The sequence below is a fragment of the Dokdonella ginsengisoli genome, assembly GCF_042652785.1.
GTDB classification, from domain to species: domain Bacteria; phylum Pseudomonadota; class Gammaproteobacteria; order Xanthomonadales; family Rhodanobacteraceae; genus Dokdonella_A; species Dokdonella_A ginsengisoli.
In genome coordinates this window covers 155,617-171,089 of sequence record NZ_JBHSHD010000007.1, presented here as the reverse complement: position 1 = coordinate 171,089, position 15,473 = coordinate 155,617, and the positions used below count along the sequence as shown (strand labels likewise).

Below are 15,473 nucleotides of genomic sequence, written 5' to 3'. Positions count from 1 at the left end.
CTCAGGCGCGCCTGGATGCCGCCAGCCGTTCGTACAGCTCGACGGTGGTGCGCATCAGCACCGGCGCGCTCCAGGCGAGCGCGTCTTGGCGCCCGGCCTCGGCCATGCGTGTGCGCAGCTCGGGCGAGCGCAGGAGATCGGCGACGTGGCCGGCGAACGCGCGCACGTCCTCGGCACTGACGCGCGCGCCGCGTGCCTGCCGCAGCACGGTTTCGGTGCCCATCACCGCGGTCGACACCACCGGCACGCCGAGCGCCATCGCCTCGATCAGGACCAGGCCCTGCGTCTCCGTCGGCGAGGCGAACACGAAGACCTCGCCCGCGCGGTAGCAGTCGAGCAGGGCGGTGCGGCGGTCGAGGTTGCCGGGGAAGCGCAGGTGGTTTTCCAGGCCGAGCGCGCGTCCCTTCGCCTGCAGGCGCTCCGCGTCCGGGCCCTCGCCGGCGACGACGAAAGCCAGATCGGGAAACTCCTCGAGCAGCGCGCGCGCGACTTCGAGCAGGAAGCCGATGTTCTTCTCCGCCGCCAGACGACTGACGGTGACCAGGGTTGGCCGGCCGGCGTCGATGCCGTGCATGCGGCGGAAGCGCGCGCCGTCGCCGCCGCGGAATTCGTCGAGGTCGATGCCGGTCGGGATGATCGTGGTCGGCGTGGCGATGCCGTAGCGCTCGAGCACCTCCTGCATCTGCCGCGTCGGCACGATCAGATGGTCGACTTCGCGGCAGAGCCGGCGCGACAGGCTGCGCGCGACGAAGCGCAGCGGCGCGGCCGGCAGCCACGGGAAGTAGTGCCGGGCGTAAGGCTCGAAATAGGTGTGGTAGGTCTCCACCAGCGGCGCCGTGCCGCGCCGGCGCAGCATCACGCCGAGCCGGTGCGCGCGGAACGGCGTGTGCACGTGGATCACGTCCCAGCGGCGCCGCGCCAGTTCGTCCGCGGCGCGGTGCAGGGCCGCAGCGCGGATCAGGCGGTCCTCGGGATCGAAGAAGATTCCGTGCGCGGGCAGGCGCAGGATCTCGAATTCGCCATCCTGCTCGGCGTCGCCGTAGGCCGGCGCCACGATCGTGATGGCGTGGCCGAGCCGCTGCAGTTCGCGCGCGAAGGTGCGGATCGACGTCGACACGCCGTTCACGCGCGGGAAGTACACGTCCGACAGCATGAGCACGTTCATGACGCGGACGTTACGGGGCGTTTCTTACGAAATGGCAACGGTGCGATGGGGTGCGCGCCGAGGCATTCGGCCGGTCACTCCTTTGCTCACCGTGTGCCGCGAACTCTTCCGCCGTCATTCCAGCGCGCGTCATCGCTCCCGCCGTCATTCCCGCGCAAGCGGGAATCCATCTTGATCCTGGCCTTCCCGGTCGATGCCGAAGCCCATGGATTCCCGCGTTCGCGGGAATGACGCAATCTCGGAAAGAGGCGGGTGGCCGGAGACCATCCCTGCGTGCGCGGGAATGACGGCGCGATTGCGGCGGTAGCGGTAGAGGCTGGAGAACGAGCGTGGCCAGCGCCACCCTCGCGCAGCCCACGCCGGCTTCAGCCGATGCGCTCGCGCAGGAAATCGGCGAACACGCGCAGCTTCGGCGCGAGCTGCGCGCGGCTGGGGTAGTACAGGTAGAAGCCGTCGTACGGCGGCAGGTAGTCGTCGAGCACGCTGACCAGCGCGCCGCTGTCCAGGTGCTCGCGGGCGCGCGGTTCCATGGTGTGCACCAGGCCGATGCCGGCCAGCGCGGCGCCGAGGCCGAGGGAGCTGTCGTTGCTGATCAGGTTGCCCTCGACGCCGATCTCGAACCAGCGGCCGCGCTCGCAGAATTCCCAGCGGTAGATCGCGCCGGCCGCGCTGAAGCGCGAGCGCAGGCAGTTGTGCGCCTGCAGGTCGCGCGGATGCTTCGGCTTGCCGCGGCGCGCGAAGTACGCCGGCGAGCCGACCACCACCGAGCGCTGCGGGCCGCCGAGCGGCAGCGCGATCATGTCGAGCTGCATCTTCTCGCCGAGGCGGATGCCGGCATCCAGGCCGTCGGCGACGAGATCGTTGAGCGAGCTGTCGACGACGACGTCGAGGCGGATCTCCGGATAGGCGCGCAGGAAGTCGGCCAGGTGCGGCTCCAGCAGCGCCGGCAGCATGACCTGCGGCAGGGTGATGCGCAGCGTGCCGGCCGGTCGTTCGCGCGACTGGCGCGCGTCGTCGACCGCCGCGTCGATGTCGAGCAGGGCCGGCCCGACGCGCGCGAGCAGCGCGGCGCCGGCCTCGGTGAGCCCGACGCGTCGCGTGGTGCGGTTCAGCAGGCGCACGCCGATGCGCGTTTCCAGCGCGCGGATCGTCTGCGACAACGCCGAGGGCGAGACTTCCAGCTCGCGCGCCGCGCGCGTGAAGCTGCCCAGCTCGGCGATGCGCGAGAAGGCGAGCAGGGCGGGCAGCTGGCCGGCTTCGATTGTGAAGGATGGCTTCATGGTCCATGTCGATCCTGGGGATTTTTCAACGCAATCGCAAGGCGCAGGATGCGCTCCTCGCCACCCAAGGAATTCCGCCATGTCCCCACGTCTCGCTCGACGCATCGCCCTGGTCACCGGCGCTTCCTCCGGCATCGGCGAGGCGACCGCCATCGCGCTGGCCGAGGCCGGCGCCAAGGTCGCCATCGCCGCCCGCCGCCGCGACCGCCTCGACGAACTCGCCGGCCGCCTGCAGGCGCTCGGCGCCGAACCGCTGGTGCTGCCCGCCGACCTGCTCGACGAGCACGAGGCTCAGCGCATCGTCGCCGAGACCGAGGCGCACTACGGCCGGCTCGACATCCTCGTCAACAACGCCGGCGTGATGTACCTCGAGCCGGTCGCCGAGGCCGATCTGGGCCGCTGGCGGCGCATGCTCGAACTCAACGTGCTGAGCCTGATCGCCTCGACGCAGGCGGCGCTGCGCGGCATGCGCGAGCGGCGCGAAGGCGACATCGTCAACATCGCCTCGACCGCCGGGCGCATCGCCAACCCGATGGGCGCGGCGTACTCGGCGACCAAGTTCGGCGTCGTCGCGTTCTCCGAGGCGCTGCGCCGCGAGGTGTACCAGGACCGCGTGCGCGTCAGCGTGGTCGAGCCCGGCCTGGTCGCGACCGAGCTGCGCGACCACATCGGCCACGCCGCGGTGAAGGACGCGATCAACGCCTGGGCCGACGGCCTGCGCCAGCTGCAGCCCGACGACGTGGCCGAGGCGATCCTGTTCTGCGTCACGCGCCCGCCGCACGTCAGCATCAACGAAGTGCTGATGCGGCCGACCGACCAGGAGCGCTGAGCGCGCCGCGTCGAACCTTTTGCCGTTTTTTCGGAGAACCGCCATGAAAACCCGCACTCTCGGCCAGGGCCTGCAGGTGTCCGCACTCGGCCTGGGCTGCATGGGCCTGTCGCACGCCTATTCGACCGGCCGCCCCGAACACGCCGACGCCGTCGCGCTGGTGCGCCGCGCGCTCGACCTGGGCGTCACCCTGCTCGACACCGCCGACATCTACGGTCCGGAAACCAACGAACGCCTGGTCGGCGAGGCGATCGCCGGGCGCCGCGGCGAAGTCGTGCTGGCGACCAAGTTCGGCTTCGCCTTCGATCGCGGCGGCGTGACCGCGATCGGCGGCGGCCGCATCGACGGCAGCCCCGGCTACGTGCAGCGCGCCTGCGAGGATTCGCTGCGGCGCCTGGGCGTCGAGCACATCGATCTGTACTACCTGCATCGCGTCGATGCGCAGACGCCGATCGAGGATACCGTCGGCGCGATGGCGCGTCTGGTCGAGCAGGGCAAGGTGCGCCACCTGGGTCTGTCGGAAGCCTCGGCGGCGACCATCCGCCGCGCGCATGCGGTGCATCCGATCAGTGCGATCCAGAGCGAGTACTCGCTGTGGAGCCGCGATCCCGAAGACGAGGTGCTGCCGGCCTGCCGCGAACTGGGCATCGGCTTCGTGCCGTTCAGTCCGCTCGGCCGCGGTTTCCTGTCCGGCCGCTTCCAGCGCATCGAGGATTTCGCCGAGGACGATTTCCGCCGCGGTTCGCCGCGCTTCCAGGGCGAGAACTTCGCGCGCAATCTCGCGCTGGTGGAGAAGATCCGTGCGCTCGCCGCGGCACGCGGCGTGACCGCCTCGCAGCTGGCGCTGGCCTGGCTGCTCGCGCAGGACGAACACGTCGTGCCGATTCCCGGCACCACTCGCGTCGCGCGGCTGGAGGAGAACCTTGCCGCCGCCGACGTGGAGTTGTCCGCTGCCGAACTGGCCGCGATCGAAGGCGTCGCTCCGCGCGGCGTCGCGGCCGGCGCACGCTACGGCGAGTCCGGCATGCGCCAGGTCAATCTCTGAGGCCCACGACCCGGGAGAACCACGATGCAGCACGCAACCCTCGGCAGCAGCCTCGACGTCGGCGCGATCGGCCTCGGCTGCATGGGGCTCACCTACGCGTATTCGACCAGCCGCGTCGATCGCGCCGACGCCGTCGCGCTGATCCGCCGCGCGCTCGACCTCGGCGTCACCCTGCTCGACACGGCCGACATGTACGGGCCGGAAACCAACGAACGCCTGGTCGGCGAAGCGATCGCCGGGCGCCGTAACGAGGTCGTGCTGGCGACCAAGTTCGGCATCGAGTATCGCGAACAGGTGGCCGGTTCGCCGCGCGGCATCAACGGCCGGCCCGAGTACGTGCGCGCCGCGTGCGACGCGTCGCTGCGGCGCCTGGGCGTCGATCACGTGGACCTGTACTACCAGCATCGCGTCGATCCGGATGTGCCGATCGAGGACACCGTCGGTGCGATGTCGCGCCTGGTCGAGCAGGGCAAGGTGCGCCAGCTGGGTCTTTCGGAAGCCTCGGCGGCGACCATCCGCCGCGCGCACGCCGTGCATCCGATCGCCGCGCTGCAGACCGAGTACTCGCTGTGGAGCCGCGATCCCGAGGACGAGGTGCTGCCGCTGTGCCGCGAACTGGGCATCGGCTTCGTCGCCTACAGTCCGCTCGGCCGCGGCTTCCTGTCCGGCCGGTTCCGTAGCCTCGACGATCTCGCCGAGGACGACTGGCGCCGCGGCTCGCCGCGTTTCCAGGGCGAGAACTTCGCGCGCAACCTCGCGCTGGTCGACCGCATCGAGGATCTGGCCGCCGAGAAGGACTGCACGCCGTCGCAGCTGGCGCTGGCCTGGCTGGTGGCGCAGGCGCAGGTGGTGCCGATCCCGGGCACGACCAGCCGCGGCCGGCTGGAGCAGAACGTCGCCGCGGCCGGCATCACGCTTTCCGCCGAGGAACTCGCCGCGATCGACGCGATCGCGCCGCGCGGCGTCGCCGCCGGCGCCCGCTATCCGGACGCCGGCCTGCGCGAGGTCGACCGCTAGTTCCCCGTTTTTGCCGTATCCGTCACCCGTCTCCCAACCTCGAGGTATTCCCATGCTGCAAGCCAAAGGTTACGCCGTGCAGGACGCGCATTCGCCGCTCGCGCCGTTCTCGTTCGAGCGCCGCTCGCCCGGTCCGCGCGACGTGCAGATCGAGATCCTCTACAGCGGCATCTGCCATTCCGACCTGCACCAGGCACGCAACGACTGGCACAACTCGATCTACCCGATGGTGCCCGGTCACGAGATCGTCGGCCGCGTGACCGCGGTCGGCGCGCAAGTGACGCGGCTGAAGGTCGGCGACTTCGCCGGCGTCGGCTGCATGGTCGACTCGTGCCGCACCTGCGCCTCCTGCGCCGAAGGCCTGGAGCAGTACTGTGAGAACGGCCCGACCTATACCTACAACTCCAAGCTGCGCGACAGCGAGGAACTGGCCTTCGGCGGCTATTCCGACCTGATCGTGGTCGACGAGCACTTCGTGGTGAAGATTCCGCCCACGCTCGACCTCAAGGCCGCCGCGCCCCTGCTGTGCGCCGGCATCACCACCTGGTCGCCGCTGCGCCACTGGAAAGTGGGCCGCACTGCCGACGGCACGCCACACAAGGTCGGCGTGATCGGCCTCGGTGGCCTCGGCCACATGGGCATCAAGTTCGCCAAGGCGCTCGGCGCACGCGTGGTGATGATCACCACCTCGCCGAGCAAGGCCGCCGACGCGATGCGCCTGGGCGCCGACGAGGTGCTGCTGTCGACCGACCGCGCGGCGATGAAGCAGCACGCGCGCAGCTTCGACTTCCTGCTCAACACGATCCCGAACGGGCACGACCTCAACCCCTACGCGGCCCTGCTCAAGCGCGACGGCCACATGGTGCTGGTCGGCGTGCTGACCGAGCTGGACCCGCCGCTGTTCGGCGGCAGCCTGATCGGCGCGCGCCGCAGCGTGGCCGGCTCGGCCATCGGCGGCATGCCCGAGACGCAGGAGATGATCGACTTCTGCGCCGAGCACGGCATCGTCGCCGACGTGGAGATGATCGACATCCAGTCGGTCAACCAGGCCTACGAGCGCCTGCTGAAGAACGACGTGAAGTACCGCTTCGTGATCGACATGGCCTCGCTGAAGAACGCGGCCTGAGTCGCGCCGCCGTAGAACGCGGCGGCGGCAGGGACAAGGATACGGGGCGCCCGGTCAGCGGGCGCCTGCCTTCAGCATCGGAGCGACGGCGGCGATGTCGCCGTCGTTGGGCTGCGGCGCAATGCCGAGCAGGCGCGCCAATAGCGGGTAGACGTCGACGTTGTCGAACTCGGGCACGACCAGGCCGCGCTTGAACGCCGGGCCGTGGGCGATGAACAGCGCGCGCATGTTCGGATCGTCGTTGTCGTAGCCGTGGTCGCCGCCGGGGAAGCGCTTGCGCTTGGCCAGGTACTCGCGCGTGGTGATGATCCAGCCGTCGTCGGCCAGGCAGAGCAGGGCAGGGATGCGCGGATGCGTGCCGTAGTGCAGGTGCGCCGGCATCTGGCTCTTGCGCGCGCACTGCATGTGCTCGTGCTTCTTCAGCAGCCGCGCTTCGACGTCGGCGGTCCTGCCCGGACGCGGATTGAGTCCGGCGAGGATGCCGAAGGTGACCCGCTCGGCGAGATCCTCGCCGACCAGGTCCTCGAGATAGATCACGCGCTCGGGCGCGGTCGCCGTGCCGCCATGGTCGGACACGATGACGAGGTTCACGCGCCCGTCCAGGCCACGGCGCTTCAGGCCATCGACGAGCCGCGCGAGCGCGGCGTCGACTTCGCGCAGCGCCTCGCCGACCGCGGCGGAATCGGGGCCGTCCTCGTGCGCGGCGTGGTCGACCTGCTCGAAGTACAGCGTGTAGAAGGTCGCGCGTTCGGTTTCCGGCAGGTCCATCCAGGCGAGCAACTGATCGACGCGCGCGTCCGGCTTCATGTTGCCGTCGAACGGCAGCCAGCGGCTCGGACGCGTGCCGGCAATGGCGACGTCCGAGCCCGGCCAGAACACCGTCGCCGCGCGCAGACCGTGCTTCTGCGCACCGACCCAGATCGGCTCGCCGCCCCACCAGGCCGGATCGCTGGTGGTCTTGGGATCGTTGTAGACGAAGCGCGCGCCGCTGACCGGGTCGGTCATGCGGTTGTTGACGATGCCGTGGTGGTCCGGATAGAGGCCGGTGACCAGAGTGTAGTGATTCGGAAAGGTCAGGCTCGGGAAGGCCGGCTTCATCGCCTTCGCGCGCACGCCCGCGGCGGCGAGCGCGTTCAACGTCGGCGTGGCGCCGCGGTCGAGGTAGTCGGGGCGGAAGCCGTCGATCGAGACCAGGACCACGGGATCCACGCGCGCGGCCGGCGGCGGCGCGGTTCGCGTCGACGCGCAGCCGGCGGCGAGCAGGAGCCAGACGAGGACGAGCAGAAGGCGCAGGCGCATCGCGGGATTCCGGTACGAAAACGCCTATCGTCGCCGATCGCGATGACGGTTTGACAGGGTGCGGTGCTCAGGTTGCGCACCTGTACGCCGTTCGGGTGTCTTTTGATGGATGCCCGCGTTCGCATGCACTTGCTGCGTCATTCCCGCGAACGCGGGAATCCAAAGGGCTTTTCGATGCAGCCCGTCTGCGCATGCGGGGTGCCGAGCGCATCGCGCCCGCAATGGATGCCCGCGTTCGCGGGCATGACGTCGATAGGGGACGGGGATGCATGGCCGCGCGTTCGCGGACATGACGTCGGAGAGGGAGAGGGGGCGGAGACGCCCGCGCGAGCAGGTGTGCCTCCGCGCGATTCGCCTAGGCGCGCCGCGCGTGCTCGCTGCCGATGCGGCCGTCGATCTTCGCCACGGTCGGCTGTGCGGCGAAGCGTCCACCGCGCAGCGCGTCGAAGTTGCGGTAGGTCTCCAGCAGCCCGCCGTAGACGTGCAGGGTCACCGCCGGCCGGCGCGCGGACAGGTTCGCGCAGCGGTGCGCGTGTCCCTGCGTGCCGAGGAACGCGCAGGACTGGCCTTCCTCGAGCAGGGTGGTGCCGACGAAGCGCGGCTGCACGTCGCCGCTGCCGTCGTCGACCAGTTCGTAGTCTTCGACGCCGAGCGCGCCCTGCAGCACCATCTCGATGCCCCACAGGCCGGCGTGGTCGTGGACCGGCGTGGAGTGGCCCGCCGGCCAGACCATGATCAGGCCGGTGTAGCGGCCCTCGCGCTCGCATTCGTACAGCCAGCGCGTGAATTCGTGCGGACGCTGGTCGCACAGCGCGCGCAGCGCGCGGCGGTCCTTGGGCGAGTACCACACGGCGTCGCGCAGGCCGCGATGCAGGCGATCGAGCGAGAATTCCGCGTCGCGCAGATGCGAAGCCATGTACGCACGGACGCTGCGCGTCACGTCCAGATCGATCGACAACATGCAACACCCCTAGCCAGTGGCCGGCGAAGGACGATCCCGTCCTCGTTCGGCGCGTACGGTCGCGGCACAGCCGCATGGCGGAGGCGCGAGCCGCCCGCCTGCCGGGCGATTCGCGCTTCCTCCCGCAGGTCGCGGCCAGGCTGTCTCCCGACGGCCGCCGCAACCGATGAGCCGACTGCACCACAGTCGCCGTTAAGCTGGCGCTAAGGTTTGCGGGCAACGCGCGCGTACGGATGAGCCGCCGCGCGAGCGATACGGGCCAAGCGCCTGAGCGGACTGGAAACGCACCCGCGGCGGCAGGAAAACTTTCTTTCATGAGCCCATTCCATCGACGCCATTGCTCCCCGCCGCCGAGCCTCCATCTCGCCGGCTCGCTTCCCGGAGAATCCGCATGACCCTGTTCCAACCGCTGCCCCTGGGCGACGTCGTCCTGCGCAACCGCATCGCGGTGTCGCCGATGTGCGAGTACTCGGCCGTCGACGGCGTGCCGAACGACTGGCACCTGGTGCATCTGGGCAGCCGCGCCGTCGGCGGCGCCGCGCTGGTGCTGACCGAGGCGACATCGGTATCGCCGGAAGGGCGCATCTCGCCGGCCGACACCGGCCTGTGGAACGAGGTGCAGACGGCGGCGTGGGCGCGCATCGTCGAGTTCGTGCGCGGACAGGGCGCGGTGGCCGGCGTGCAGCTCGCGCATGCGGGGCGCAAGGCGAGCACCGACCTGCCGTGGCTCGGCGGCAAGCCGCTCGACGCGGCGCACGGCGGCTGGACGCCGGTCGCGCCGAGCGCGCTGGCCTTCGCCGACGGCCATGCCGTGCCGCAGGCGCTCGATCGCGCGGGGCTCACCAAGGTGGTCGACGATTTCCGCGCCGCCGCGTTGCGCGCGAAGGCGGCCGGCTTCGGCGTGATCGAGATCCACGCCGCGCACGGCTATCTGCTGCACGAGTTCCTGTCGCCGCTGTCGAACCGGCGCGAGGACGGCTACGGCGGTTCGCTGGAGAACCGCGCGCGCCTGCTGCGCGAAGTGGTCGCCGCGGTGCGCGAAGTCTGGCCGCGTCCGGCGCCGCTGCTGGTGCGCGTGTCGGCCACCGACTGGGCCGAGGGCGGCTGGGACATCGACGAATGCGTCGAGCTGGCGCGCTGGCTGAAGCACGACGGCGTCGACCTGATCGATACCTCCTCCGGCGGCCTGGTGCCGCACGCCAAGGTGCCGGTCGAGCCCGGCTACCAGGTGCCGTTCGCCGCGCGCATCCGGCGCGAGGCCGGCATCGCCACCGGCGCGGTCGGGTTGATCACCGGTGCCGCGCAGGCCGAGGCGATCCTCGCGCGCGGCGAGGCCGACCTCGTGCTGTTCGCGCGCGAACTGCTGCGCGATCCGTACTTCCCGCGCCGCGCGGCGGCAGAACTGGGCGCGGCGATCGAGGCGCCGCCGCAGTACCGCCGCGCGTGGTGAGGGTTCGGATCAGTCGAAGCCGTCCTCGAAGATGACGTCATCGCGGTTTTCGACCGCGCCGATGTCGGCCATGGTGCCGCCCGACGGCGCGCCGCCGCCGAACGGGTTGCCGTAGAAGTCGTCCTCGACGGACCGCGTGCAACGGTCGCGCAGCGCGCCTGCCGGCACGTACGTGGCCGGGTCCAGCGCGTACTTGTCGCTTGGGCCGAGCGTCTCGAACTGCCCGCTGGTGGGGTCGGGAAGCTCGGTGTGCGTGGCGAAGTCGGCGGTGCTCTGGAAGAAACCGCACCATTCGCGGCGCAGGTTCGCCGGCGGCGCGGCGCCGCCGACGTTGGCCGGCGCGCCCGGCGTCGTCGAAACGAAAATGCTGGCGCGCGCGAGCGCGGTCGAGTCGGCCTGCTGGAGGCTGAAGAAGCGATCCAGCGGCGTGTCGAACGCGACTGTCGAGTGCACGACGACGAAGTCGCTGCGCTGGCCCAGTTCCTCCCTGGCCAGGAAGACGGACCGGAGCGGCGAAGCCGCCGACGCCTGCACCGTGTTGTCGGCGACCAGCGTGCTCACCAGCACGACGGTTCCCTGCAGGGAAGAAAAGAGGGCGGTGCGCACGTCGTTGTCGCGGATGTTCGCGCGGAACAGCTCGAGCTGGCCGCGTCCGGCGATCAAGGGCGTGGTCCCGCCGGTGCCGGGCGTCGCCGAGGCGGCGTTGCCGGTGAACGACACGCAGGGCGTGGGTTCAAAGAACGAACATGCCACGTGCCGCCCCGACGGCTTCACGCGCAGTCGCGCCTGCGGGTCGTCCAGGCTCAGCCCGAGCGGCCCCGTGCCGCTCTGGCCGGTGATCACGAGATTCTGCAGGCGGAACGTGCTCGGTCCCTCCGGCTTGGTGTCGCTGCCGAGGCTGCGGCTGGCGCCGATGCACAGCGCGGCCCCGCCGCCTTCGTTGCTGGCGATCGCGACGATGCCGTTGGAACCATCGGCGGCGCCGATCGGGCGGAAGCCGTCGGGGCCCATCGGCACGAGGGTGTCGAACGTCGCCGAGCCCGCCGCGCAGTTCGACGCGGCGCGGTTGCCGACGATCAGCACGGCCTGGCCGTCGCCCGGCCGCGGCTGGAATCCGCCGCCGCCCTCGACCGTGCCGTGGCAGTGGAACGCGCCGCCGAGCGTGCCGGCCTGGTTGAAACCGATGGTCGCGTCGTGGACGACGATGCTGCCGTGCCGGGACGCGAACGTCGGCGCGCCGTCGACGATCCCGCCGCCACAGTACAGGCCGCCGCCGATGTCCAGCGCTTCGTTGCCGCTCACCGAGGCGCCTTCGACGAGATACAGGTCGACCCGCTCCGGCGTGGCCGAGTCGAACAGGTCGAGCCGGCCGCCGACCAGCGCGATGCCGCCGCCGCGGACGGCGCGGTTGTCGCGCACGCTGGCGCCGCGGCCGAGCAGCACCGACGCCGGGCCGCGGATCGACAGGCCGCCGCCGGCGCCGTTGTAGGCGTTGTCTTCTTCGAGCGCGTCGCCGCCCCGGATCGTCAGGCGGCGGATCTGCACCGAGCCGACGCGTCCGGCGATCAGCAGGCGCAGCGCCGGGCGTTCGAGGCCGCCGCTGCCGTCGAGCACGCTGACGTCGTCCGGAAGGCCGCCGGGTGCCGTGTCGCCGCATTGGGCGTAGCCGCCTTCGATCGACACCGTGCCCTGGTCGACCGACGGCGCGTAGATCACGCCGTTCGGACTGGCGTGCGTCTCCTTGCGCAGGCGGATCGTGTGGCTGCCCGGCTGGTTGCGGATCGCCAGCAACGCGGCCTGCAGCGAATCGTGGTCGCAGCCGGCGCCGCTGCCGACGCTGAGGTCGAGTGCGTGCGCGCCGGTCGGCGCGAGTGCGGCCAGCAGCAGGAAGGCAAGGGCGGACAGGCGTTTCATGGCAACGGCTCCTCGGGGGTTTGCGATGCCAAGCGCAGGAACGCGCCGAACGAGGACATCGGCCGCGCGAAACGGCGCCGCCGGTGTTCCCGCGCGGTCCGTGCCGGCGACACGGTGCTGTCGACGCGTTCGATGCGCAGGCGTAAGCTGCGCCGACGATGAAGCCGCGCCGTCTGCCGATCCTGTTGCTCGCCCTGCTGCTGGTGGCCGCCGGCTTCGTCGGCGCGGTCGCGCCGGTGCTGGCCGCGACGGCGCATCCTTGCGGCCACGCCGATGCGGGCGCGCCGTCGCCGTCCGCACCGTGCTGCGGTGACTGCGCCAGCGCTCCGGACTGCGCCCAGGTCTGTGCGCCGCTGTTCATCGTGCCGTCCGTGTCGGGCCACCTCGTGCCCGTCGCGCAGCCCGCGCCGGCGAACGTCTCCGTCGCATCGCGCAGCTGGATCGCGCCGCCGCAGACGCGACCTCCGATCGCCTGATTCCTCCCGCACCGGAACCGCGGCGCATCGCCGCTTCGCGCGTTCGCGCGCGTTTTTTTCGTGGAGGAAACATGTCATTGCCTGTTGCGGGCCGCCGAGCGGCGGCCCTGTTGTGTGCCTGTGCCGCCAGTGCGGCGCAGGCGAAGCCGATCGCGTTCGCCGACGGCACCACCGTGATGGCCGAGTACGGCGCCGGCACGATGGTCGAGGTGCAGGCGTTCTACGCGCCGAGCTACCGCTTCTCGGCCGGCGGCGGCTACCTGCGCCTGGACAGCGATCTCGACGGGCGTTCGCGCGAGATCCAATACGTGCGCGCGAACTACCTGCTCAAGCGCTGGAACCTCGAAGCGGCTCAGGCGAACGTGTTCGTCTGGGGGAGCCTGGGCCGCAGCGAAGGCGACGGGTTCGGCGGCAGCCGCCTCGCGCGCAACGCCGGCTTCCAGCTCGACTACGAGACGCGCCGCGTCTACGCCGCGCTGAAAAGCGACCTGTGGGAGAGCGCGGCGTTCTCGCACCGCATCGACACCGTGCAGCTCGGCCTGGCGCCGTACGAGCATGACTATCGCGACCTGGCCACCTGGTTCGTCGTGCAGGCGCGCCGCTACACCGGGCAGATCCATCGCGGCACCGAGACGGCCTTCCTGCTGCGGCTGTTCAAGGGCGGCGCCTGGGTCGAGGCCGGCGTGACCGGCCAAGGCAAGCCGCAAGTCATGGCCATGTTCAATTTCTGAGGCGAACGATCATGAAGAAGATCATGCAAGGGTTGGGTATCGGCGTTCTGCTCGCGGCCGCGAACGTGCAGGCGGCGACGATCGAGATGGACGTCAACGGCCTGGTCTGCGCGTTCTGCGCGCAGGGCATTGAGAAGAAGCTGCGCGCGTTCGAGGCTACCGACGACCTGGTCGTCAGCCTCGAACGGCGGCTGGTGGCCGTATCGACCAGGCCGGGGCAGGACATCGGCGACGACGTGCTGCGCACGGCGCTGACCGACGCCGGCTACACCGTGAAGGCGATCCGCCGCAGCGACGAGCCGCTGAGCGCCGTGCGCGACCGTTTGAAGGAGCCGGAGAAATGAGCGCGCAACTGCGCGGCAACGTGTGGGCGGCGTCCGCGGCCCTGCTCGCCAGCAGCGGCACCTTGCTCTGCTGCGTGCTGCCGGCGGTGATGGTGGCGCTCGGTGCCGGCGCGGCGCTGGCCGGCCTGGTCGGCGCGGTACCGCAGCTGGTCTGGCTCAGCGAGCACAAGGCGCTGGTGTTCGGCGTCGCCGCGGTCGCGCTGGCGCTGGCCGGCGGCCTGCTGTGGCAGGCGCGGCGCCTGCCGTGTCCGGCCGACCCGGCGTTGGCGAGGTCGTGCCGGCGTCTGCGGCGCTGGAGCGTCGGGTTGTACGCCATCGCGCTGGCGGCGTTCGCGCTCGGTGTCGCGTTCGCGTTCGTGCTGCCGCGGGTGTAGCCGGCCGGCTGGGAGAGAACTCGCCGCCTTGTCCGATCGTTCGGGCAAGGCGGCGAGGATCGTGGCCGTGTCGCAAGGGGCCCCTCATCCGGCCCTGCGGGCCACCTTCTCCCGTTATCGGGAGAAGGAAAGGATGCGTCGCGCTGCGATAGGCTGGCGCTATTTCACCTCTCCCGCTTGCGGGAGAGGTCGCGCCGCAGGCGCGGGTGAGGGGAAATCGCGCAAGCCACCTTCCCTGGTGCGCTTTCCGATCGGCATCCCTGCCTCACCCTCAGCCGCCGGAGGGCGGCTTCGACCTGCGGGCCACCTTCTCCCGTCACCGGGAGAAGGGAAGGCATCGGACGGCCTCTGTGCACGTGGACAGGAGCGACCTAACCGTCGAACCCGTTCGCGAAGATCGCATCCGTGGGCACCGCGAACGGCGTGCCGAGCGAGCCGGGGCCGACGTTGGCGCCGCTCACCTCCTGCACCGGCGCGGCATTGCCGCTGGCGTCGTCGGCGAAGGCGACGACGCGGTTGTGCGCCGGATCGCCCGAGCCGGTGCCGCTGGCGACCATCAGCCGGTGCAGGTATGGGTCGTGGCCGATGCCGTTGACGTAGAAGCCGGGCGGCAGGTCGAGTCCGGTGGCGTCGCCCTCGATCGTGTAGAGCGGCGCCGCCTCGCCGCTGGCGTCGTCGGCGAAGACGCCGATGCGCACGTGCGTGACGGCGCTGCTGCCGTCCCACGGCGCCTGGCACAGCACGAACAGGCGATGCGCGGCCGGGTCGTGGGCGACGCTGACGCAGTTGGCGACGGCGGCGCCGGTGATGCGGCGCGTCGGCGCGTCGTAGGGGGCGGCGGTGCGCGCGTGGAAGACCAGGCGATCGTATTCCGACACCAGGTATTCGTCGGTGTCGGGCAGGTAGCGCAGCGAGAGCGGGTTGTTGAGGTCGGTGGCGCTGCCGCTGAGGCCGCCCCAGTTGATGGTGCGGATCGCGAAGGTGTCGCTGCCGCTGGCGTGCAGCGGGTAGGTGGCGATGCAGCAGTTGGAGACGATGATGCCGATCTCGTCGTGCGCGTACACCGGCGCGCTGGCGCGCGTCTGTCCGAACTGCGGCGGGTTGAGCACGCGCAGCGGCGCGACGTTGCCGCGTGCGAAGGCCGGATAGACCCGCAGCGCGCGGCCGTTGAAATCGGAGACGTAGATCAGCTGTTCGTGGGGCTCGTACACGCCGAACGCCGGCTCGACCGTCTGCGTGTCCGCTCCGGCGATCAGTGCCAGCGGCGCGTCGGCGCCCTGCGCGTTCGCGCCGAAGAAGGCGATCTGCGGCGCGTAGCCGCCGATGGCCATTTCGGCGCGGGCGGCGGAGGCGGCGAGGGCGAAGGTGGACAGCAGGCAGGCGGCGGCGAGGGAAGGGCGCATGGTCGTCGGGCGTGGGGAGGTTGCCTCCCTCTACGCAGATGCGCGCTGGAAACCTTAAG

General features: G+C 71.0%; 15 protein-coding genes. 9 read left to right on the top strand and 6 right to left on the bottom strand.

Annotated elements, in window-relative coordinates; translation table 11 throughout:
- Position 1: 1 nt before the first annotated feature.
- Positions 2 to 1,165 (bottom strand): glycosyltransferase, encoded by a 1,164-nt coding sequence (locus tag ACFO6Q_RS08425; RefSeq protein ID WP_380020189.1) that lies wholly within the window; start codon positions 1,163 to 1,165, stop codon positions 2 to 4.
- 365 nt (positions 1,166 to 1,530) lie between these two features.
- On the bottom strand, positions 1,531 to 2,445 hold the full coding sequence (locus tag ACFO6Q_RS08420; RefSeq protein ID WP_380020188.1) for a LysR family transcriptional regulator: 915 nt from the start codon (positions 2,443 to 2,445) through the stop codon (positions 1,531 to 1,533).
- 79 nt (positions 2,446 to 2,524) lie between these two features.
- Here ACFO6Q_RS08420 and ACFO6Q_RS08415 point away from each other — a divergent pair, with 79 nt between their 5' ends.
- The 4 genes from ACFO6Q_RS08415 to ACFO6Q_RS08400 are packed head-to-tail and all read left to right on the top strand — an operon-like array spanning position 2,525 to position 6,462.
- Positions 2,525 to 3,274 (top strand): SDR family oxidoreductase, encoded by a 750-nt coding sequence (locus ACFO6Q_RS08415; protein ID WP_380020187.1) that lies wholly within the window; start codon positions 2,525 to 2,527, stop codon positions 3,272 to 3,274.
- Between the two features lie 43 nt (positions 3,275 to 3,317).
- On the top strand, positions 3,318 to 4,319 hold the full coding sequence (locus ACFO6Q_RS08410; protein ID WP_380020186.1) for an aldo/keto reductase: 1,002 nt from the start codon (positions 3,318 to 3,320) through the stop codon (positions 4,317 to 4,319).
- Between the two features lie 24 nt (positions 4,320 to 4,343).
- Positions 4,344 to 5,336, top strand: coding sequence for an aldo/keto reductase (locus ACFO6Q_RS08405; RefSeq protein WP_380020185.1), 993 nt, complete (start codon positions 4,344 to 4,346; stop codon positions 5,334 to 5,336).
- 52 nt (positions 5,337 to 5,388) lie between these two features.
- Positions 5,389 to 6,462 carry an NAD(P)-dependent alcohol dehydrogenase gene (locus tag ACFO6Q_RS08400; protein ID WP_380020184.1) on the top strand — a complete coding sequence of 358 codons (1,074 nt, stop codon included), beginning with the start codon at positions 5,389 to 5,391 and terminating at the stop codon, positions 6,460 to 6,462.
- A gap of 54 nt (positions 6,463 to 6,516) precedes the next feature.
- On the opposite strand, the gene ACFO6Q_RS08395 is transcribed toward ACFO6Q_RS08400, so the two are convergent.
- The gene (locus tag ACFO6Q_RS08395) at positions 6,517 to 7,761 is read right to left on the bottom strand and encodes an alkaline phosphatase family protein (protein WP_380020183.1); all 1,245 of its coding nucleotides are present in this window, start codon (positions 7,759 to 7,761) and stop codon (positions 6,517 to 6,519) included.
- Between the two features lie 355 nt (positions 7,762 to 8,116).
- A complete protein-coding gene (locus ACFO6Q_RS08390) occupies positions 8,117 to 8,722 on the bottom strand; it encodes a cysteine dioxygenase (protein ID WP_380020182.1) in 606 nt (201 codons plus the stop codon).
- A gap of 391 nt (positions 8,723 to 9,113) precedes the next feature.
- On the opposite strand from ACFO6Q_RS08390, the gene ACFO6Q_RS08385 reads away from it, so the two are divergent.
- Positions 9,114 to 10,172 (top strand): NADH:flavin oxidoreductase/NADH oxidase, encoded by a 1,059-nt coding sequence (locus tag ACFO6Q_RS08385; protein WP_380020181.1) that lies wholly within the window; start codon positions 9,114 to 9,116, stop codon positions 10,170 to 10,172.
- A 9-nt stretch (positions 10,173 to 10,181) separates the two neighbouring features.
- Here the strand turns inward: ACFO6Q_RS08385 and ACFO6Q_RS08380 are convergent, their stop codons facing one another.
- On the bottom strand, positions 10,182 to 12,086 hold the full coding sequence (locus ACFO6Q_RS08380; protein ID WP_380020180.1) for a hypothetical protein: 1,905 nt from the start codon (positions 12,084 to 12,086) through the stop codon (positions 10,182 to 10,184).
- Between the two features lie 158 nt (positions 12,087 to 12,244).
- Here ACFO6Q_RS08380 and ACFO6Q_RS08375 point away from each other — a divergent pair, with 158 nt between their 5' ends.
- The 4 genes from ACFO6Q_RS08375 to ACFO6Q_RS08360 all read left to right on the top strand — a co-directional run bounded on the left by ACFO6Q_RS08375 (position 12,245) and on the right by ACFO6Q_RS08360 (position 14,011).
- Entirely contained in the window at positions 12,245 to 12,562 is a 318-nt protein-coding gene (locus ACFO6Q_RS08375; protein WP_380020179.1) for a hypothetical protein, read from the top strand.
- 71 nt (positions 12,563 to 12,633) lie between these two features.
- Positions 12,634 to 13,293 (top strand): hypothetical protein, encoded by a 660-nt coding sequence (locus tag ACFO6Q_RS08370; RefSeq protein ID WP_380020178.1) that lies wholly within the window; start codon positions 12,634 to 12,636, stop codon positions 13,291 to 13,293.
- 11 nt (positions 13,294 to 13,304) lie between these two features.
- Positions 13,305 to 13,637 (top strand): heavy-metal-associated domain-containing protein, encoded by a 333-nt coding sequence (locus tag ACFO6Q_RS08365; RefSeq protein WP_380020177.1) that lies wholly within the window; start codon positions 13,305 to 13,307, stop codon positions 13,635 to 13,637.
- Positions 13,634 to 14,011, top strand: a complete 378-nt coding sequence (locus ACFO6Q_RS08360) for a hypothetical protein (RefSeq protein ID WP_380020176.1) — start codon at positions 13,634 to 13,636, stop codon at positions 14,009 to 14,011. The genes ACFO6Q_RS08365 and ACFO6Q_RS08360 overlap by 4 nt, the downstream gene beginning before the upstream one ends.
- 371 nt (positions 14,012 to 14,382) lie before the next feature.
- Here ACFO6Q_RS08360 and ACFO6Q_RS08355 read toward each other — a convergent pair whose 3' ends face one another.
- Positions 14,383 to 15,414: a hypothetical protein gene (locus ACFO6Q_RS08355; RefSeq protein ID WP_380020175.1), complete on the bottom strand. Its 1,032-nt coding sequence runs from the start codon at positions 15,412 to 15,414 to the stop codon at positions 14,383 to 14,385.
- Between the last annotated feature and the right edge of the window lie 59 nt (positions 15,415 to 15,473).